The sequence below is a fragment of the Bacillus sp. LR_5 genome (genome assembly GCF_042709275.1).
In genome coordinates, this window is sequence record NZ_JAVAXX010000095.1 from 1 (window position 1) to 20,213 (window position 20,213).

16 protein-coding genes are annotated in these 20,213 nt (G+C 42.5%); 14 read left to right on the forward strand and 2 right to left on the reverse strand.

Features of this window, described 5'->3' with window-relative positions:
• The first annotated feature begins 68 nt into the window (after window positions 1-68).
• Complete coding sequence (wecB, locus tag RAC86_RS18735) at window positions 69-1,211, forward strand: non-hydrolyzing UDP-N-acetylglucosamine 2-epimerase (protein WP_326144494.1); 1,143 nt, start codon at window positions 69-71, stop codon at window positions 1,209-1,211.
• Window positions 1,212-1,250: 39 nt separating this feature from the next.
• On the opposite strand, the gene tagU is transcribed toward wecB, so the two are convergent.
• On the reverse strand, window positions 1,251-2,171 hold the full coding sequence (tagU, locus tag RAC86_RS18740; RefSeq protein ID WP_015251104.1) for a polyisoprenyl-teichoic acid--peptidoglycan teichoic acid transferase TagU: 921 nt from the start codon (window positions 2,169-2,171) through the stop codon (window positions 1,251-1,253).
• A gap of 212 nt (window positions 2,172-2,383) precedes the next feature.
• Here tagU and RAC86_RS18745 point away from each other — a divergent pair, with 212 nt between their 5' ends.
• The 13 genes from RAC86_RS18745 to RAC86_RS18805 all read left to right on the forward strand — a co-directional run bounded on the left by RAC86_RS18745 (window position 2,384) and on the right by RAC86_RS18805 (window position 19,087).
• Window positions 2,384-2,707 carry a hypothetical protein gene (locus RAC86_RS18745; RefSeq protein WP_015384797.1) on the forward strand — a complete coding sequence of 108 codons (324 nt, stop codon included), beginning with the start codon at window positions 2,384-2,386 and terminating at the stop codon, window positions 2,705-2,707.
• A gap of 27 nt (window positions 2,708-2,734) precedes the next feature.
• On the forward strand, window positions 2,735-4,888 hold the full coding sequence (locus tag RAC86_RS18750; protein WP_377885928.1) for a SpoIID/LytB domain-containing protein: 2,154 nt from the start codon (window positions 2,735-2,737) through the stop codon (window positions 4,886-4,888).
• A gap of 87 nt (window positions 4,889-4,975) precedes the next feature.
• A complete protein-coding gene (locus RAC86_RS18755; protein ID WP_131228364.1) occupies window positions 4,976-6,463 on the forward strand; it encodes an N-acetylmuramoyl-L-alanine amidase in 1,488 nt (495 codons plus the stop codon).
• A gap of 219 nt (window positions 6,464-6,682) precedes the next feature.
• Window positions 6,683-8,587 carry a (poly)ribitol-phosphate teichoic acid beta-D-glucosyltransferase TarQ gene (gene tarQ / locus RAC86_RS18760; protein ID WP_377885929.1) on the forward strand — a complete coding sequence of 635 codons (1,905 nt, stop codon included), beginning with the start codon at window positions 6,683-6,685 and terminating at the stop codon, window positions 8,585-8,587.
• A 234-nt stretch (window positions 8,588-8,821) separates the two neighbouring features.
• The gene (locus RAC86_RS18765; protein WP_014115374.1) at window positions 8,822-9,481 is read left to right on the forward strand and encodes a sugar transferase; all 660 of its coding nucleotides are present in this window, start codon (window positions 8,822-8,824) and stop codon (window positions 9,479-9,481) included.
• Between the two features lie 55 nt (window positions 9,482-9,536).
• Entirely contained in the window at window positions 9,537-10,988 is a 1,452-nt protein-coding gene (gene tuaB, locus RAC86_RS18770; protein WP_072566787.1) for a teichuronic acid biosynthesis protein TuaB, read from the forward strand.
• A complete protein-coding gene (gene tuaC, locus RAC86_RS18775) occupies window positions 10,985-12,154 on the forward strand; it encodes a teichuronic acid biosynthesis protein TuaC (RefSeq protein WP_072183704.1) in 1,170 nt (389 codons plus the stop codon). The genes tuaB and tuaC overlap by 4 nt, the downstream gene beginning before the upstream one ends.
• A 61-nt stretch (window positions 12,155-12,215) precedes the next feature.
• Entirely contained in the window at window positions 12,216-13,601 is a 1,386-nt protein-coding gene (tuaD, locus tag RAC86_RS18780; RefSeq protein ID WP_072183706.1) for a UDP-glucose 6-dehydrogenase TuaD, read from the forward strand.
• Window positions 13,602-13,686: 85 nt separating this feature from the next.
• On the forward strand, window positions 13,687-15,153 hold the full coding sequence (gene tuaE, locus RAC86_RS18785; protein ID WP_072565355.1) for a teichuronic acid biosynthesis protein TuaE: 1,467 nt from the start codon (window positions 13,687-13,689) through the stop codon (window positions 15,151-15,153).
• A gap of 28 nt (window positions 15,154-15,181) precedes the next feature.
• Window positions 15,182-15,862, forward strand: a complete 681-nt coding sequence (gene tuaF / locus RAC86_RS18790; RefSeq protein ID WP_072565354.1) for a teichuronic acid biosynthesis protein TuaF — start codon at window positions 15,182-15,184, stop codon at window positions 15,860-15,862.
• 23 nt (window positions 15,863-15,885) lie between these two features.
• Complete coding sequence (gene tuaG / locus RAC86_RS18795; protein WP_072565353.1) at window positions 15,886-16,644, forward strand: teichuronic acid biosynthesis protein TuaG; 759 nt, start codon at window positions 15,886-15,888, stop codon at window positions 16,642-16,644.
• Between the two features lie 28 nt (window positions 16,645-16,672).
• Window positions 16,673-17,866 carry a teichuronic acid biosynthesis protein TuaH gene (gene tuaH, locus RAC86_RS18800; protein ID WP_377885931.1) on the forward strand — a complete coding sequence of 398 codons (1,194 nt, stop codon included), beginning with the start codon at window positions 16,673-16,675 and terminating at the stop codon, window positions 17,864-17,866.
• A 144-nt stretch (window positions 17,867-18,010) separates the two neighbouring features.
• Window positions 18,011-19,087, forward strand: a complete 1,077-nt coding sequence (locus RAC86_RS18805) for an MraY family glycosyltransferase (RefSeq protein ID WP_072565352.1) — start codon at window positions 18,011-18,013, stop codon at window positions 19,085-19,087.
• A 72-nt stretch (window positions 19,088-19,159) separates the two neighbouring features.
• Here RAC86_RS18805 and RAC86_RS18810 read toward each other — a convergent pair.
• Window positions 19,160-20,213 (reverse strand): LCP family protein (locus RAC86_RS18810; protein WP_377885930.1); only part of this gene is annotated, 1,054 nt, incomplete at its 5' end.

A 20,213-nucleotide genomic window follows, 5' to 3' on the forward strand; every position in this document is an offset into this window, starting at 1 on the left:
ATTTATACAATCGGACCAATCGAAATTCTATCTAACAGCCCGTTAAACAAAGAAACCAGGTGACAAATATGAAAAAACTAAAAGTTATGACCGTTTTCGGGACCAGGCCTGAAGCGATCAAGATGGCACCGCTTGTGCTTGAATTGAAAAAATATCCTGAAATAGATTCCTATGTAACGGTAACTGCACAGCACAGACAGATGCTCGATCAGGTGTTAGATGCGTTTCATATCAAGCCTGACTTCGATTTGAACATTATGAAGGAGCGGCAGACACTGGCAGAGATTACGTCTAACGCACTTGTAAAATTGGATGAGTTGTTTAAAGATATCAAACCCGATATTGTGCTTGTCCATGGTGATACAACGACGACGTTTGCCGGAAGCCTAGCCGCTTTTTACCATCAAATTGCTGTCGGTCATGTGGAGGCGGGGCTCCGTACAGGGAATAAGTATTCCCCGTTTCCGGAAGAGCTCAATCGACAGATGACAGGGGCGATTGCTGATTTGCATTTTGCTCCGACAGGCCAGGCGAAAGACAATTTATTAAAAGAAAACAAAAAGGCCGACTCTATTTTTGTAACGGGCAATACAGCGATTGACGCACTCAACACAACGGTTAGGGATGCTTACTCACATCCTGTTCTCGATCAGGTGGGTGAGGATAAAATGATTCTCTTGACCGCTCACCGCCGGGAAAATTTGGGTGAGCCAATGGAAAATATGTTCAAGGCTATCCGCAGAATTGTAGGGGAATTTGAAGATGTACAAGTCGTTTACCCTGTGCACCTGAATCCTGTTGTCCGGGAAGTGGCTCATAAGCATTTTGGTGATTCTGACAGAGTGCATCTGATTGAACCTTTAGAGGTGATCGATTTCCATAACTTTGCAGCGAAATCGCATTTTATATTGACAGATTCGGGCGGCGTGCAGGAGGAAGCCCCATCTCTCGGGAAACCGGTGCTTGTTCTGCGTGATACGACGGAACGGCCTGAAGGAGTGGAAGCGGGAACGCTGAAACTTGCAGGGACGGATGAGGAAAACATTTATCAGCTGGCAAAACAGCTGTTAACTGATCATGATGAGTACGAAAAAATGTCCCAGGCTTCTAATCCGTATGGAGATGGAGAGGCTTCCCGCCGGATTGTGGAAGAATTGCTGTTTCATTACGGGTACCGGAAAGAACAACCGGATTCATTTACAGGCAAATAAAAAAGAAGCTTTGCACATTGTGCGAAGCTTCTTTTTGTTTTACTTTTCGAGGCTTTCCTTCAGCTCTTTTGTAATATCGGAAAGGGCGCTTTCATCAGCTTGGTAGTAGTAAATTCCATTGATTTTCGTGCCTGTACCTTTTAGTTCGTGCTGTTTAATATGTTTCCGTGCACCTTTGTAATCGGACTGGATATCCCACATGTTATCGAAGGTCAAGTTCGTTTTCACATTATCTTCAACAACTTTAAACATATCTCCGAATTTCGTGATGGAAGAAATATTAGCGCCTTTATTAATAATACCTTGGATGACTTGGCGCTGGCGGTCCTGGCGTCCGAAGTCGCCTCTCGGATCTTCTTTTCTCATCCGGGTATAAGCGAGCGCTTCTTTTCCGTTCAGCGTGATTTCTCCTTTGCCGAACGAATAACCGTCATAACTGAACGCGAATGTGCTGTTAACTGTAATGCCGCCAAGTGTATCAACAACGTCTCTAAAGCTTTCCATGTTCACTTTCACAAAATAATCAACCGGAACATCGAGGAAGTTCTCAACAGTGTCTACCGTCATCTGCGTGCCGCCGAAAGCGTATGAATGGTTGATTTTATCCATTGTGCCTTTTCCGATAATTTTTGTATACGTGTCACGCGGAATGCTGACCATGTCGGTTGTATTCGTTTTTGGGTTAACGGTCATATAAATGAGCGTATCGGCACGGCCCTTATCGCCGTCGCGTTCATCCACACCCATGATTAAGACGGAAAAAGGATCTTTTTTATTGATACTGACCTCTTTATCCCTCTTTTTCGATTTATCAATGCTTTCATGAATACTTGCCACGGTTGATGCTGCTTTATGCCATAAGTAGTATGCATAGCCGCCAGTTCCGAGTACAAATACGGCCACAATGGCTAAAATGACAAGTAATGCCTTTCTTTTTTTCTTTCTTTTTTCAGCTCTCATAATAAAGTCCTCGCTTTTTTGTAATCTAGTACGATTATAAGTTTCTTAATATTTGAAAACAACTAAAATTTGTCTGATTCTTTACAATAGACGGCTCCTTGTAACAAATGTTTCGGTATTTTAAGAAAATCCGCAAAAATTTTTCGTTGTTTTGAAAGAAATCTTAAAATAAGCTTAAAATTGTCGATAAAAAGTGGAGAGGTGATATAGGAATGAAAAAAATTGCTATTTTAATGTTCTCAATGCTGCTTCTTTTGTCTGCGTGCGGCACAGCTCAGAACTCATCAGGAGCAGAAACAAATTCAGACAGCCAGGATGCGGCTGCAGAAGAGACAGTAACGAAGGAAGGCACTTTTGCCGGTTTGGCGGACAGCCATACAATTGCAGTCACTATTGATGATAAAGAGACGTCGATTCAGGTTGGTTCAGACCTTCAGGACAAAATGAACAGCATTTCAGAAGGGCAAAAAGTTGTTGTCAAATATACAAAAGATTCAAATGGCGCTTTAATGCTTAAGGATCTTGAGACAAAGTAATAAAAAACTCTTAGGGGGTTCCATGTTTTGAAAAAAATGAAGCTCTTGCTTCTATCGTCAGTCACTGCGGCGGCTGTAGCATGTCCGGCGTTTATGCAGACTGCGAAAGCCGCTGATAAAACCATTTCGGTTAAGCTGAGTAATTATGTAGGCAGCAAATCAAGTTTGGATGTCGATATCACAGGCGGATATGAAATTCCCGGCTCAAGAATTGCGGATACGGAGCGATATGGAGGAGCAACCCGTTTTGATGTTGCCAATAATGTCGCCTCTGCCGGATGGACAAATCCAACGACTGTGGTCATTGTGAATCGGGACGCTTTTGCCGATGCGCTCTCAGCAACCCCGCTTGCCAAAAAGTACGATGCACCGATTTTATTAACAGACGCAGATTCGCTAACACCAAAAACAGAAAGCGAAATTGCAAAATTAAATCCTGACAATATTCTCATCATTGGCGGGACAATCAGTGTTTCTAAAAATGTAGAAAATACATTAAAAAAATATGGTTCTATCGATCGGATTGGCGGAGCAACACGTTACGAGGTTTCCAAAAACATAGCCGATCGGATGGGGAATTACAGCCAGGCAGTAGTGGCCACAGGCATGGTCTTTACGGATGCCCTGTCAATCGCGCCATATGCTGCAATGAACGGTTATCCGATTTTACTTGCGGGAGACAATAACATCCGCAGTGATTACAAAATTCCAAGCAAGGTTACAATTGTCGGCGGTCCGTTGAGTGTCAGCACTGGTGTGGAAGCTGCATTAAAAAAGAAGGCAACTGTGAAACGGATTGGCGGCGTTTCCCGATATGAGGTATCTGCCAATATCGTTAAAGAATTAAATATGAAAGCAACAAAGGTATTTATGTCAAACGGCCAAACATTCGCGGATGCATTAACGGGATCTGTGCTTGCAGCAAAGCAGGGAAGCCCTTTACTGCTGGTTGAATCAGGCAGCCTGCCGTCACCAGTCGCTGATGTGGTAGCGTCAAAAGGAACTCAGTCATTTGCGCTGCTTGGAGGAAGCATTTCCATCAGTGATACGTTAAAGAACAAACTGGCAGATACTTTTGCAGGAACTGGATATACAGTCAAGTTAACCGGCGGAAACCTAGTGCTTTATAAAAACAGTACTGCAATCAAGACGCTTGGAACGTCTTTTGCAGCACAGCCTAAAAAATATGCAACTACAAATTCTATCAGTTTGAACGGAACGCCATATCTCGGAAACATGAAATTTACAATAGAGTCAGGCAAATATGTTCGGCCAATCAATGTGAATATCCCCTTTGAAGATTATTTAAAGGGTGTTGTGCCTCATGAAATGCCGGCCAGCTGGCAGAAAGAAGCGCTTAAAGCCCAAGCTGTCGCAGCGAGAACTTATTCCATTAATTCGGCCGGAAAAGAAGTACAAGACACCACCGCTTTTCAGGTATATGGCGGATATGACTGGAATTCAAAAACTTCAGAAGTGGTCGAAGCTACAAAAGGAAAAGTTTTGAAATACAATGGGAATTTGATTTCAGCTACGTATTCCTCAAGCAACGGCGGCTACACAGAAGCGAGCGGTGAGGTGTGGAGCAGCCAGCTTCCTTATTTAATCGCCAAAAAAGATACGTACGACCCGCAAATCAGCTGGTCTCTGTCTTTAAATAAAACCCAGCTTGATAAGAGCAGTCTGAATCTGAAAAGCCCGGGTTCATGGTGGAGCTCTAAAAATGAAACAAACTTATCATATTTGAGCGGTTTGAAAAGCTGGTTTATTAAAAATAAATACAGCAATGCCGAGTCTATCAAAATCACGAAAATATCCAGTGTGAAATTCAGCACGGAGAAAACTGCCGGTCAGCGGCCGAAAACAGCAAGCGTCACATTCTCATATTTCGTGAAAGAAAAATCAAATGGCTATATCCTGTCAAATGGAAGCCTCAGTGAAAAAACAGCAACAATTACTGTACCTGCAACAGAGCTGAGAACGATGCTTGGCGCTTCCAATATGAAGAGTACATATGCTTCTGTCTCAAGCAATACAAACGCCTTTCTCATTAGCGGTAAAGGATACGGACACGGCATAGGCATGAGTCAGTACGGAGCCAATGCCAGAGCAGCTGCCGGACAATCTTATACAAAAATTTTAAGTTTTTACTATCCGGGAACAACTCTATCAAGCTATTAAAAGATTGTTAGAGTCAAAGGAGGCGAGATGCCTCCTTTGTTCGTTATTTGATTTATGAATCATTATGAATCTTTGGAGGGACTATCTTTGCGGATCTTTCTTAAAAGCATACCTATACTGATACTAGGAGTCGTGTTATTTGTACCAAATGCGTTTGCGGCAAACTCTGTTACAAGGCTGGATGGAGCAAGCAGATATGAGGTTGCTGTGAATGTTTCAAAACAAGGCTGGAGCAGTGCGAGCACGGTTGTTGTGGCAAACGGAACAGCGTATGCAGATGTATTAACTGCTGCTCCTCTAGCTTATAAATACAATGCCCCGATTTTATTGACGGAATCATCTAAACTGACTGCGCCGACGAAAGACAGAATCAGCCAGCTTAAACCGAGCAAGGTTATCGTCATTGGCGGAACAATAAGTGTTTCTAACAACGTTGTAAGTGACATTAAAAAATTGGGTATTTCCAATGTGGAACGGATCGGCGGAAGAAGCCGCTATGAAGTTGCTCAAAATATTTCTAAAAAATTGTCTTCAAATTCAAAAGCAGTAATCGCAAATGGAACGGCATATGCTGACAGTCTGGCAATCGGTTCTTATGCTGCCCGTAACGGTATTCCAATTCTACTGACGACTGCAAGCTCTATTCCCGAACCAACGAAAAATGCGATGAACAGCAAAGGAACAACATCGACTATTGTGGTCGGGGGAGAAATCAGTGTCTCAAAAAGCGTTTACAGCCAGTTGCCATCACCAACAAGAATCGGCGGGAACAGCCGTTTTGAAGTGGCTGCCAACATAGCGAAAAAGTATTATTCTTCATCAAAAGCTGCATTTGTCAGCAATGGCTATCAATATGCAGATGCTTTAGCGGGTTCTGTGCTGGCGGCGAAGCAAAATCGCCCAATGCTATTTACTGACGCCGGTTCATTGCCGACTGCGACAAGAACAGTCATCGGATCAAATAGCAAGAATACCTTCACAGTTCTTGGGGGAACTATTTCAGTGAAAACAAATGTCGTGAACCAGCTTAAAAATGTAATTGTAGGCAAAAAGGTATTTGTGGATGCAGGACACGGTGGTTATGACAGCGGCGCGGTCGGTAATGGTTTAAAAGAGAAAGATGTTAACCTTGCTGTTGCTAAGCTTGTAAACAGCAAACTTTCCAATGGTGGAGCCATTCCGATTATGGCCAGATCTACAGATGTTTTCTTAGAGCTTTCAGAGCGGGTTGCAAAAGCAAAAAGCAATAATGCAAACCTGTTTGTGAGTATTCACGCCAATTCAGCGAGCCCAGCAGCAACCGGTACTGAAACCTACTATTATACAAAATATGAGTCAGAAAACAGCAAACGGCTTGCGACAGAAATACAAAACAGACTCTATAAAGCACTCAATACTCAAAACCGCGGCGTGAAAATCGGGAATTTCCATGTCATCAGAGAATCAACGATGCCGAGCAGTTTAGCGGAGCTGGCGTTCATTTCAAATGCGAACGACGCAAGTAAGTTAAAGAGTGCTTTGTATCAAGAAAAAGCAGCTCAAGCAATATATGAAGGAATCATTGGATATTATTAGGGGATTAAATTAGTAGACATCAATAGCGGCTTGCCGGCAGAACCCATCAGGAATTGCCGGCAAGCTTTTTTATACGATAAAATGAGAAAAATTTTAAACCACATATGCTATGTAAAAGTTTAACAAAATTTAAGGTTAGGCCTATTCTTATTGACAGATGTTTTTGATATAATTATCAGGCAAAAATATAACCGATCCATTAGGGTAGTGAGGTAATCGATGAAAATAAGCATTGTTATCCCTGTATATAATTCAGAAGATCTTATTTCCGAATGTCTTGATAGCTTAGTTAACCAAACGATGCCAAAAGAGGATTATGAGATTATACGTGTCGATGATAAATCTACGGATTCATCTTTAGACATTTTGAATCGATATAAAAAGAAATATGACAATATTGTTGTTGTTGAAAGAACCGTAAATTCAGGCGGTCCAGGTGCACCGCGGAATGATGCAATAAAAATTGCCAAAGGTGAATACATCCTGTTTGTTGACTCCGATGACTATCTAGGCAATGAAGCATTGTTAAGATGGTACAATTTCTCAAAAGAGAATGATTCAGATATTACTTTAGGTAAGTTAAAAGGGATAAACGGCCGAGGTGTTCCCAAATCAATGTTTAAGGAAACAAACCCAGATGTTGATTTGGTTGATTCCAAAATTGTTTTCACATTGGGACCCCAAAAACTGTTTAAAGCCTCACTTTTAAAAGAAAATCAAATCATCTTCCCTACTCACATAAAAGCAGCGGAAGATCAAGTCTTCACAATGAACGCTTATTTAAAAGCAAAGAAGATTTCTGTTTCAGCTGACTATGATTATTACTATCTGGTCAAAAGAGACGGTGAACATATGAGTGTTGCTTATGTTCCCCCAGAGAACTTTTATGGAGCAATGGAAGATATTATCTCTGCTATCAAGGCTAGTGATCTGGAAGAAGCAAGAAAAACGAAACTGATGGCAGTATTTTTAAACAGGCATTTCGATTTTTCGCGGACAAAAAATGTCACAATAAAAATGAAGACAGATGAAGAAAGAGCTGAATGGTTTAAATATTTGTCCTCATTTATTCATGCAGTACCTGAAGAGGCTGACCAATTTGTCCTTCCGCATATCAAATTGCGGCTGCTGTTTATTCGGAATAATGATTTGCAGGGGTTAACCCAGTATGAGCGTGAAGAACAAGACATTAAAAAGTTCTGTGTTGTAAATAACGGGGATTTAATTGCACGTTATCCGAGCTTAGAACGCTATCCAATTTCTGAAGAGTTATTAAAAGTAAATTATAAAAATAAGCTTGAACATTATCTGCAGAATATTGAATTTAGCGATCACAGCCTCAGCATTCAAGGAACCATTAAACACAAATTGTTGGATGATGAAACGAATCAAAATCAATCTCTGACAGGAGTATTTGTTCATCGCGATACAAAGGCGGAAAAATATATTGCGCCGGCTAAGTATGAAAATTCAACATTTACATTTGAGTGCAAGTTTGATGAACTGGCATCTGCAGAAGAAGATTTAGGCGTTTGGGATTTCTTTATTGAATCGTCAATAGATGGCTATAAATTAAGGGCGAGAATCGGAAACAAGCGTGCTGCGTATAAGTATTCAACAAACACGATGTATTTAGGGCATAATGCGTTGTTTGTCTTCAGTGCAAGACCATATTTCACAATGAACTACGATAATCTTTCGATTGATATAAAGAAACATGCCTATACAGAAGCAGAACTTTCATATGAAACTGAATCAAAAGATTTATCATTTATTTTTAAAGATAAGCAAATCTGTTTGCCAAATCATTCAAAAATGATTGTGAATACCGGACAGTCTGAAATCTCATTACCGGTAAAACGTATAGAGTTAGAGCCTAATTGTACAAAATTGACGGTAAACGTGCAGAGTTTGCTTGAACAGCTTGCTCATGTAAAGAAAGAGCGATTAATTGAATTTGCGATAAACACTTCCCAAAATAAAATCAGTGCAAAAGTGGATAACCAAGCAATTGTCCTGGACACAAGGAATGTGGAACGAAAATCCATGTTATTCTTTAGTAAAATGGTTGAGGTTCAATACAAGCTGTTAACCTCTAAATCAAAGTTTTATTTTCAATATTAAATGCTTCACAACGAAAAGAGACAAATCAGTAAAATGATTTGTCTCTTTTTTTAAACAATATGCTTAATTTTTAAAAAAAGTGTCTAAAACAATAAAAAGTTTACGGATAAATGTCAGAAAAAATAACAAATTCACACTTCTTAACATACCATTTACATCCAATTAACATCCGTCTGCTAAACTGACTGGCATAGGTCATCATAACATCCCAAACAAATCGTGAGGTGTGTGTCAGTGAGTGCAGAGAAAAGCATGAATGTGAGTCGTGAATTCTCAGTCCAGCAAATACATTCATTTACATTATCTGAAAAGACGGCTCGTTATTTGGCAGTAAAACGCGTAATGGATATTTGGTTTGCGCTCATTGGATTGGCGATTGCGCTGCCAATGATTGCGGTATTTTCAATATTGATTTGTTTGGAGACGCCGGGACCTGCCATATATACGCAGGAACGCGTAGGGAAAGGCGGGAAACCATTTAAGCTTTATAAGCTTCGTTCCATGAAAATAGATGCCGAGAAGTCCGGTGCTGTTTGGGCGCAGAAGCAAGATCCGCGGGTGACGAGGATCGGAGCTTTTATCAGAAGAACGAGAATTGACGAGCTTCCTCAGCTATTTAATGTGCTGAAAGGCGACATGAGTATGATTGGCCCTCGTCCGGAACGTCCTGTGTTTACGGAAAAATTCCAGAATGAGATTCCAGGCTTTACACAGCGTCTGGCTGTTAAACCGGGATTGAGCGGCTGGGCTCAGGTGAACGGCGGTTACGATATGACGCCGAAGGAAAAGCTGATATTTGATTTATATTACATTCGCAATCTGACTTTCACTTTGGAATTAAAAATTATGTTAAAAACTTGTAAAGTAGTCTGGACAGGTGATGGTGCAAGATAAAACTGAATGCCTGCATTCACCATCAATCTGAGCTTAAAAAGAAGTAGGGAATATGATGCCAAGTATTACTAAACAAATCTTGAGCGGTGCAAAGTGGACAAGTATTTCAACCATGTGTATTACAATCATACAAATCGTTCAGTTTGCCCTGCTAGGAAATATGATGACCTTAACGGAATTTGGACTCGTCGGCATGATCACAACGGTTACAGTTTTCGCCCAGATTGTGCTTGATATGGGTTTTGGCGCAGCGTTAATTCAGAGAGATGATGCGACGGAGCGCCAGATGTCAACATTATATTGGCTTAACATTATGACCGGCGTTTTGCTGTTTGTTCTTTTATATGTGAGCAGTCCTGTGATTGCGGGATTTTATCAAAGGGAAGAGCTGGTGTTTCTGATTCGGATTTTAGCGATTATGTTTTTGATCGCGCCAATCGGACAGCAGTATCAGTATATGCTGCAAAAGCAGTTGCATTTTAATACGTTAAGCAAAATTGAGATTTTTTCAAATGTATTGTCATTCGGATATTTAGCTGTAGCGGTTTTTATGATGGATGCAATTTTGGCGTACGTCATTTCTCAAGTGCTGCTGCAGTCCAGTAAAGGGATTTTATATTGGGCCGTATACCGGAAAAAATGGCACCCCGCTTTTGTTTTTGACTTGAGGGGAATGAAGGCGTTCTTTTCCTTTGGAGCCTTTCAGCTTTCATCCCGCCTTGTGAACAGGCTGGGAGCGAATATCGATATGATTTTGATCGGCCGTTTTATTGGTGCTGAAGCATTGGGGATTTATAACCTTGCTTACCAGATTGTCACCATTCCGGTTTTGAAGATCAATCCGATCGTGACACGCGTGGCATTCCCTGTTTTCGCAAAAAACAAATATGAAAACAGCGTGATCAGAGAAGGCTTTCTGAATATGACAAAAATGCTGGCGCTTGTTTCGTTTCCGCTGTTAATCGGGCTCGTGTCTGTATCAGATGCCTTTATCGCATCAGTTTTCGGAGAAAAATGGCTTGCGGCTGTTCCAGTCCTAAATGTTCTGGCCGTTGTCGGGATACTCAGAGTGCTCATGAATCCAAATGGATCTGTGCTTCTTGCTAAAGGAAGAGCGGACTTAGCGTTTTATTGGGATTCCGGTGTACTGCTGCTGTACGGATTGTCATTATTTGCAGCCGTTCAAACGGGAAGTCTGCTGACAGTCGCATGGGTATACGCCATCATTAGCGTTTTCAATTTCCTGATCGGACGCTGGCTGCTGGCTTATGTCATCAAACTTAACCTTTCGGCTTATTTCCAGTCGATTATCAAGCCGTTTCTGCTCACAGCCGTGATGGCCATCATCGCGTTTGGTGTAAGCCTAGGTACGGAACACTTCAGTCTGCAGGCAGAAATGCGGCTGGCCATTTCAGTGGCGGCCGGGGCGCTATGCTATCTCTTTCTTTTAGTAAAAGCGTACCCTCAAACGAAAAGCAAACTACTAAGAAAAGGGCGTTTGTCATGAAGATTTTGTGGATCACAAGCGTATATCCGAGCAGCCTGAAACCCGGTGAGGGTGTGTTTCATGAGACACAGGTGCAAGAGCTGCAAAAGCTCGGGCTTGATATCACCGTCATATGCCCAAGGCCTTTTCACTCTGCGCCTGTCCGCATGCTGAAAAAGGCATATCGAAAAAAGGATGCCAGACCGGAGTATGAGATTAGGAAGGGGATACCGGTTTACCGGCCTTTCTATCGAGCAGTTCCCGGCCAGCTGAAGTGGGCGCAGCCTCACCGGAGAATCGCATCATCTGTTTTAAAAACAATGAAACAGCACGACTTACATCCGGATCTGATCCATGCGCATTTTGCCATGCCATCGGGCGGGGCTGCGGCAGTCGTGTCGGAGTCAGAGCGAATTCCTTATGTTCTGACCTTGCACGGAAGTGATGTGAATGTCTATCCGCATTACAGCAAAGGGGCGTTTAAAGCCTTCAATCGTGCGGTAGGTTCTGCGTCAGCCGTTTTAGCAGTCAGCGACAAGCTCCAGGAAGAAACCAAAAAGCTATCTGGCTTTGAAAGCTCGGTTTTGCCGATCGGCATACAGCTCAGCCGTTTTCAGGAGAATAAGCAGACAAAAGAAGAAATCAGAGAAAAACTCGGGCTCCCGCTCGGTCAGCGTCTGGCCGTCTATGTGGGCCGGCTCGTCAGGGAGAAAGGCATTTTTGAACTGTCTGAAGCCATCGAATCGTTGAAGGAACCTCCTACGGCAGTCTTTGTCGGGGATGGTCCTGCAAAATCAATGCTGACCCAGAAAGGACATATCGTCACAGGCCAAGTGCCGAATCATAAGGTAAGAGACTATTTGCTTGCGGCAGACATGTTCGTGCTTCCTTCTTACAGTGAGGGGATGCCGACTGTCGTGATTGAGGCGCTGGCGCTAAGGGTTCCTGTCATCTGTACAGATGTTGGCGGTGTGGCATCGTTATTCGGAAAGCATCGGCATCTGTTGATTCAACCGAAATCGGCTCAAGCCTTGGCGGAGGCGATCGCTCTGTACGAACATGAGCAAATTTGGAAACCAGAAGTAGCAGATGATTTGTATGAAATCGTGCAGGCTCAATTTGACGCCGGAAAAAATGCCAAGGCTTTGCATCAACAGTATCAGACGGTCATGAAAACGTCCGTTTAATCGTAAGAAACTGCGACCAATATAAATAGGAAGGTCATTTTACAGGAGAGGGATGAGCACTGTGAAAAAGATAGCTGTCATTGGAACAGGTTATGTAGGACTCGTGTCAGGCACTTGCTTTGCGGAGATCGGCAATAAAGTTGTTTGCTGTGATATCGATGAATCAAAAATCAGAAGTCTGAAAAATGGGGTAATCCCGATCTATGAGCCAGGGCTTGCAGACTTAGTTGAAAAAAATGTGCTGGATCAGCGTCTGTCCTTTACTAACGATATCCCGTCCGCCATTCGGGCGTCAGACATTATTTATATTGCAGTCGGAACGCCGATGTCCAAAACAGGTGAAGCAGATTTAACATACGTAAAAGCGGCAGCGAAAACAATTGGTGAGCACCTCAACGGCTATAAAGTGATCGTAAATAAAAGCACAGTCCCGGTCGGAACAGGAAAACTCGTTCAATCTATCGTTCAAAAAGCTTCAAAGGGAAGATTCTCGTTTGATGTTGTATCTAACCCTGAATTCCTTCGGGAGGGCTCAGCGATTCATGACACGATGAATATGGAGCGTGCCGTGATTGGCTCAACAAGTCATAAAGCTGCTGCCATCATTGAGGATCTGCACCAGCCTTTCCATGCTCCTGTCATTAAAACAAACTTAGAAAGTGCAGAAATGATTAAATACGCCGCGAATGCGTTTCTGGCGACAAAGATTTCCTTTATTAACGATATCGCAAACATTTGTGAGCGAGTCGGCGCAGATGTTTCAAAAGTTGCTGATGGCGTGGGGCTTGACAGCCGTATCGGCAGAAAGTTTCTAAAAGCGGGTATTGGGTTTGGCGGCTCCTGTTTTCCTAAGGATACAACCGCATTGCTTCAAATCGCAAAATCGGCTGGCTATCCATTTAAGCTCATCGAAGCTGTCATTGAAACGAACGAAAAGCAGCGCGTTCATATTGTAGATAAACTCTTAACTGTTATGGGAAGCATCAAAGGAAGAACCATTTCCGTCCTCGGATTGGCCTTCAAGCCGAATACAAACGATGTGAGATCCGCTCCCGCTCTTGATATTATTCCGATGCTGCAACAGCTGGGCGCACATGTAAAAGCTTACGATCCGATCGCTATTCCTGAAGCTTCAGCGATCCTTGGCGAACAGGTCGAGTATTACACAGATGTGTATGATGCGATTGAGGGCACAGATGCCTGCCTGATCTTAACGGACTGGCCGGAAGTCAAAGAAATGGAGCTTGTAAAGGTGAAAACCCTCTTAAAACAGCCAATCATCATCGACGGCAGAAATTTATTTTCACTTGAAGAGATGCAGGCAGCAGGATACATCTACCACTCTATCGGCCGTCCTTCTGTTCGGGGAACGGAACCTTCTGACAAGTATTTTCCGGGCTTGCCGCTCGAGGAGTTGGCTAAAGACTTGGGGAGTGTCAATTTATAAAAAGAAAAAAGTGTTACTTGGTTGAAACTGCCGGCTGCTAGGCTCGGCCGCCGGCTCCTGAAACATCAGGAAAGGGGTTAAACATGTGAGTATCAAACGTTCAGCGGTCCATACGCTTGCGTTACTGGCCGCTGTCATAGTTGGAGTCGTCCTATTGCTGGGAGCCATCCGGAAAGATATAGGTTTCATACAGATGGCTGCCCTGCTTGCGGTGTTGGCGATCGGTCTGTTTGCGCTGACGCTTGCAACCGCATTTACAACAAAAGAACGGCTCTTTATGGCTGTAATCTATATTTTGATCGCCTGCACTTTTTTAAATAATGCATTTTTCGCGATACATCTTGGGTTTTTCAGTTTGTTCCTTTACAGGCTTCTGCTCATTGCAGCGGGGTGCCTCCATGTGATCGGGATGGTTCGGAATCGAACACATATTGAAAGATGGAACGGACTGCAAGTGAAAGGGATATTGCTCTTTTTCGCCTTTTGGTTTATATACGGCCTTGTTTCTCTGCTATGGGCTAAGTCGGTGACAGCCGGCATCAAATATTTGGCCTTATTGGCAATGGGAATTTTCTTCATTTACCTCATTGTCATGTATGTGCAAAAAATGGAGCGGCTGATGATTGTTTATGCCATTTGGCTGGTGATGACAGTATTCCTAATGATCATTGGTTTTTACAATCATATCACCCATCATCATCTCCCGAGTTCCACGCTGTACAGCGGACCGGAATATAAGCAACATTATCCGACCTCGGTATTTTTTAATCAAAATGACTTTGCGACCTTTTTATCAATCAGCTTCTTTTTTTACATCACTTTGATGAAAAACATAAAGAATGGATACATCAAGGCGATTGGCCTTGTGCTTTCGCTCTGTACGTTGTATTTAATTTTTGCCACTGGTTCAAGAGCCAGCCTTCTGGGGATTTTTGCAGGCATTGCTGTCTATATCTTCATTGTATTGCCGCCTGTTCTAAAGAAAATGGCCATATGGCTGTCAGCGGCGGGAATTGCCATTTTTGCAGTTCTTTTCGCCAGCCGAATTTATTCAAAGTTTTGGGAGCTGTTTCTGGCACCACAGACACTGCATTCATTTCATGACAGGCTTCCATCAAATGTGGCCCGGGCCAATCTGCTGAAAAACGCATGGCACTTTTTCCTTGATTCATACGGATTCGGAGTCGGAGCAGGGAATGTATCCTATTATCTTGAGCACAATGCTTTATATGATACTGACAATGTGGCAGAGGTGCACAACTGGCTCGTTGAAATCCTTACTAACTTTGGCTTGTTCATCATGCTGGGATATCTGGCCGTTTATGCCTACCTCATATGGGTGCTTTACAAATTTTATGAAAGAAAATTAGAAAATCAGTCAAAACTGATCACAGAAGGGCTTATTACTGCTCTGGTCAGTTTTCTGGTATCTAGTATCAGCCCAAGCTCTGTTTCAAATTTATTTTTCCATTGGGTGTTTCTGGCACTCGTCATCGCCGCCGTCAATGTGTTAAGGCGATCCAGACAGATGCCTGAACCGATGTACAGATAAACAGACTACAAAAAGCAGGGAGACTTATATGAACGATATATTGATAAGAATAGCCCGTCGCATTAAAAAAAATATCATTTGGATAATAGCAGTGCCCATTATATTAGGTGCGGCGGGGTATATCCTGCCGTCACAGATCGCTGATCAAAAGAGCTATACAGCTGAGGACACTTTAGCTGTGGGGAGATATGACCATCCGGTTTATAACAGCATAGAGGAGATTCCCCTTTTGCTCAAGAGCGACTCTTTTTTGAAGGAGGCGCTTCCTGACGAAAAGGATGAAGATTTGGCAGAGATCAAAGAGAAGGTTACCATCAAAACGGAATCCAAATCTTTGCTGACATTGAGTTATAGCGACAAGGATAAGGATAAAACGGAATCCGTCTTAAATGCCATTTCCTCTGCTTTTCTCAAAAACGATCAAAAACTGTATGCAGAAAGAGAAGCCGTCATCCGCCGCACCATAGATGCGCTCGAAGGCGAGTCGGTGAGCGAGGATTCCAAAGTGGATAAAGAGAGATTTTTGTATGAGCTGAAAAACACGCAGCTTAATTTGAAAGCGGCCAGTGTCACGGATTCTGAAACTGTAAGTGAGACAGCAGGCGGCGGAATGTCTCCGAAAAAGAAAGCGGTTCTCGGCGTTATGATTGGCCTCACGATTGCCTTTATGTTCGTTGTCATTCCTGAATTTTTCAGGGAATCCTTTTAAAATCATACGATGGAGATGTGATCATGACCAATTGGAAACCTCTCGTATCTGTCATTACGCCTTCCTTTAATGCGCGTGACTATATTGAAGACACGATTCATTCAGTGTTAGATCAGAGCCACTCTCATTGGGAAATGATTATCGTGGATGATTGCTCAACGGATGGCACACGCGACATTTTACAGCAGTATGAAAAGATAGATGAAAGAATTCATGTGGTGTATCTGGACGAGAACAGCGGAGCTGCAGTTGCTCGCAATAAAGCATTGGAGCGCGCTCAAGGACGTTACGTAGCATTTCTGGATAGTGATGACAAATGGAAAGAAGACAAACTGGAAAAGCAGCTTGAGTTTATGATGGAACGTTCCTGTGCGTTTTCTTTCACAGGCTACAGCTTAATGGCGCAGGACGGGACCCCGCTCGATAAATTTATTCATGCTCCGGAAAGCCTGACGTACGATGACGCTCTGAAAAATACGATTATCGGCTGCTTGACGGTGATGATTGACAGGGAGCAAACGGGACAGATCCAAATGCCAAATATCAGAACGAGACAGGACTTGGCCACATGGCTGTCTCTTTTGAAAAAGGGATTTACCGCATATGGTATAAATGAATGCCTTGCTGAATATCGGCTTGTAAATAACTCGATATCCAGCAACAAATGGAAGGCTGCGAAAAAAACGTGGTTTGTCTATAGGGAGATCGAACGGCTTCATTTAATCAAAGCAACATGGTGTTTTGTTCAATATGCAAAAAACGCGGTGAAAAAGAGATTATAGCCGCAAACAGAGAGAAAAGGTGATGAAGGTGGAAACAAAAGAAGCAATCATTCATGTCATCGTTGCCACTGCCGAATGGGGAAAAGACCAATTGAGATACAGAAGGCATCGGCTGGCGGAATTTTTAGCTGCTCAGGAGGAAACGAAGGAAGTCATTTGGGTGTGTCCGGCTCCGCGCCCCCAAGGAAATGAATTTCAGCAAGTTCATTCAGGCATCAGGCAATTCGCTATCAAAGACTTGCTGCAGAAAAAAATGTTTCGTTTCGGACGATATACAGATGTCTTTTACAGACATAAGCTCTCACCATTACTTGATGAACTGACCTCTGCTTCTGCAAACGGTGAACGCTGCTGTTTATGGTATACGTTCCCCGGATTCCCGCTGCTGTCATCGCTGTATCCCTGGGATCAGGTCATTTATGATTGCAGTGATTTATGGGCGGCGCCGATCAGCGGCCGTTCAAATCTGCTGTCTGAATTCCGGCGAAAAGTCATTAAATCGGCGGAGCTGAGAATTATATATCGTGCAGATTCCATTACCTGTTCATCGGATTATCTTCACAAAGAAGTAGATAAGAAACTGACTGAAGGGCGAGAAAAGGTGCATACTGTCGAAAACGGTGTTGAATATGAGCTGTTTTCTGCAAATCAACCGGCTCCTGATCGCAGCATATTGCAGGGAAGAGAAGGAACAGTATTAGGCTTTATCGGCGGGATTAAACCTAAGCTCGATTTTAAAATGATTGAAGAGGCTGCTCTCCAAAAGCCTGAGTGGACATTTTTATGGGTTGGCCCGGATGCCACCAATGGCGACGTTTCGTTTCAAGAGCTTCTGAGACTTCCCAATGTTATATGGAGCGGCCCGGCAGACCCAAAAGAAGTTCCGCATTATATGGAGCTTATCGACATTGGCATCATGCCATATAAAAAATCATCGTATAATCAAGCTGTGTTTCCGCTGAAACTATTTGAATTTTTAGCGGCTGGAAAGCCTGTTGTCGGCTCTAATCTTCCGTCAACCTCAAAAATGAAAAAGCCGTATGTATACGAATATGTAGAAGGCGATCATCCGCTTGATTTTATAGCTGCGTGCGAAAAAGTAATCGGCCAAAACGGAGATGAAACGTATAAAGAAATACGCAGAAACATCGCCCGCGCACAGGATTGGAATTGCTTATTTAAACAAATTATGAAATATACAGGGATTCAAAAACATGCGTAGTCCTATAATTTGGGATGCGCGTTTTTTGATTATACGTGTTTCTTTTTGATGAAGCTTGTTATAATAACTAAGGAGAAGGTATAATGGAAGGAACGGTTCTCTATATAAATAAAGACTTCATTTAATTCCAAAGGAGACTTCTTTATGCTTGACGAACGCATGATTCGCATTGTTGTTGCGTTTATTGTCTCGCTGCTTACAGTTTTAATCATAACCCCAATCGTAAAAAGGATTGCGATTAAAATAGGTGCAGTTGATCAGCCCAGCAATCGAAAAGTACATGACAAAATTATGCCCCGGATGGGCGGGCTGGCCATATTTATCGGGGTGGTTGCAGGCGTGCTTGCATCCGGTATTTACACAGAAACAAGAATGACGGCTATTACAGTCGGAGCATTCATCATTATTGTGTTAGGTATTCTTGACGATAAATATCAATTAAGTGCAAAAGTTAAGTTTTTGATTCAATTAGGTGTAGCCATTATGATTGTAAGCACTGGCTTAAAAATGGACTTTTTCTCAGTGCCTTTTTTAGCAGAACGATTTGAGTTAGGATGGCTGGCTTATCCGCTGACTGTATTATGGATTGTCGGCATTACAAACGCGATTAATCTGATTGACGGATTGGATGGCCTTGCCGCCGGTCTCTCTGTTATTGGCTTGTCAACAATCGCCGTTATGGCGCTATCCGGTGGAAAAGTACTGATTCTGTCGCTCTCATTGGTTGTGATCGGTAGCACACTTGGATTTTTGTTTTACAACTTTCACCCGGCAAAAATCTTTATGGGTGATACAGGATCACTTTTTTTAGGGTATAGTATTTCGATTCTTTCATTATTAGGTCTGTATAAAAGCGTAACATTGTTCAGTATCGTTATACCGGTTATTATTTTAGGCGTGCCAATTTTTGATACAACATTTGCTATCATCAGGAGAATATTAAACAAACAGCCGATATCTGCACCCGATAAGTCCCATATCCACCACAGACTGATGGCATTTGGCCTTTCACATCGGATGTCGGTCATTGTTATTTATCTGATTGGATTTATTTTCAGCATAAGTGCAATTGTACTCAAAAGTGCCACAATTTGGCTCTCTTTGTTTATTATCTTCATTTTAATTATTTTTATGCAGATCATAGCAGAAGTGACAGGACTCGTGAATGAAAAATTTAAGCCGTTTACGAAATTTTATAAACGGCTGGTGAAAAGAAATTAAAAAACTCCGGCACAATAGCCGGAGTTTTTTCTGCGCGAAAATGCCCGATCCTCTAAAGGACCGGGCATTTTTTTAATAAGATGAATCAGTTGTTGAATTCGTTGTATTGTTTGAGCTTGTGCTGCTGTCATTCGAATAGCTGCTTCCGCTTGTCGTACCGTCAGTTGTCGTACTTTCATCTGTGCCAGTGCTGCTTGTATCTGGAGTATAATCTAAATGCTCTTGGAGCGTTTTTCTGACTTTCTCCAGATTTGTGGCATCAGGTTCAAAATAATACGTGTTGTTAGGTCCTAAATACAAATCAGAACCTGTGATGCTCAACGTATCAATTTTCTTGCTGGTAAAGCCGCTGTAAATCTGCTGCAGCGCTAAACCTTCCGTAATGCGGATATTGGTTTCAACGTTTTCGCTTGCTTTTTCTGCGATTTTATCGATCTTAGCAATGTTGCTTGCACTTGACATTCGGTCAATCAGTGCATTTAAAATTTGTTTCTGTCTGTCATTACGGCCAAAATCTCCGCGTTTATCCTGTTTTCTCATACGGGCATACGCCAAGGCTTCTTCGCCGTTTAAGTGCATCTCGCCTTTTTTAAAGTAGATCCGTTTGCTTTCGTCTACGTCACTTTTTTCATCAAAATCGAAAGGCACATTTACATCAATACCGCCGACTTCATTAATCACATCTTTAAATCCGTCAAAATCAACTGTCACATATTTATCGATCGGGATTTGCAAGAAGTTTTCAACGGTTTCAACTGTCTCATCTTTTCCGCCTTTGCTGAAAGCGGCATTAATCTTTGTTTTGCTTCCGGTTGTGTCACTGGCTAATTGCACCCGTGTATCACGCGGAATGCTCAGCATTTTCATGGTTTTATTTTTGGGATCAAGGGTAACTACAATAAGAGAGTCTGATCTCCCTTTTTGTCCTTTGGTCGCGTAATCCTCTATTCCCATAAATAAAATAGAAAATGGTTTTTTCTTCATGTCTACAACTTCGCTGCGAAGATTTGATTTATTTCCGCGGGAAAGGGCATCGTATGAATCATCCGCAGCGTTAATGGTTTTATAAAGTTTATATCCACCTAGCCCTACGACTACCAATAATGCAAGGGCAAACAATAACATA

Coding starts and splice junctions, on each gene's coding strand:
- wecB (WP_326144494.1), top strand. CDS start 69: ATGAAAAAACTAAAAGTTATGACCGTTTTCGGGACCAGGCCTGAAGCG.
- tagU (WP_015251104.1), bottom strand. CDS start 2,171: ATGAGAGCTGAAAAAAGAAAGAAAAAAAGAAAGGCATTACTTGTCATT.
- RAC86_RS18745 (WP_015384797.1), top strand. CDS start 2,384: ATGAAAAAAATTGCTATTTTAATGTTCTCAATGCTGCTTCTTTTGTCT.
- tarQ (WP_377885929.1), top strand. CDS start 6,683: ATGAAAATAAGCATTGTTATCCCTGTATATAATTCAGAAGATCTTATT.
- tuaB (WP_072566787.1), top strand. CDS start 9,537: ATGCCAAGTATTACTAAACAAATCTTGAGCGGTGCAAAGTGGACAAGT.
- tuaC (WP_072183704.1), top strand. CDS start 10,985: ATGAAGATTTTGTGGATCACAAGCGTATATCCGAGCAGCCTGAAACCC.
- tuaF (WP_072565354.1), top strand. CDS start 15,182: ATGAACGATATATTGATAAGAATAGCCCGTCGCATTAAAAAAAATATC.
- tuaG (WP_072565353.1), top strand. CDS start 15,886: ATGACCAATTGGAAACCTCTCGTATCTGTCATTACGCCTTCCTTTAAT.
- RAC86_RS18805 (WP_072565352.1), top strand. CDS start 18,011: ATGCTTGACGAACGCATGATTCGCATTGTTGTTGCGTTTATTGTCTCG.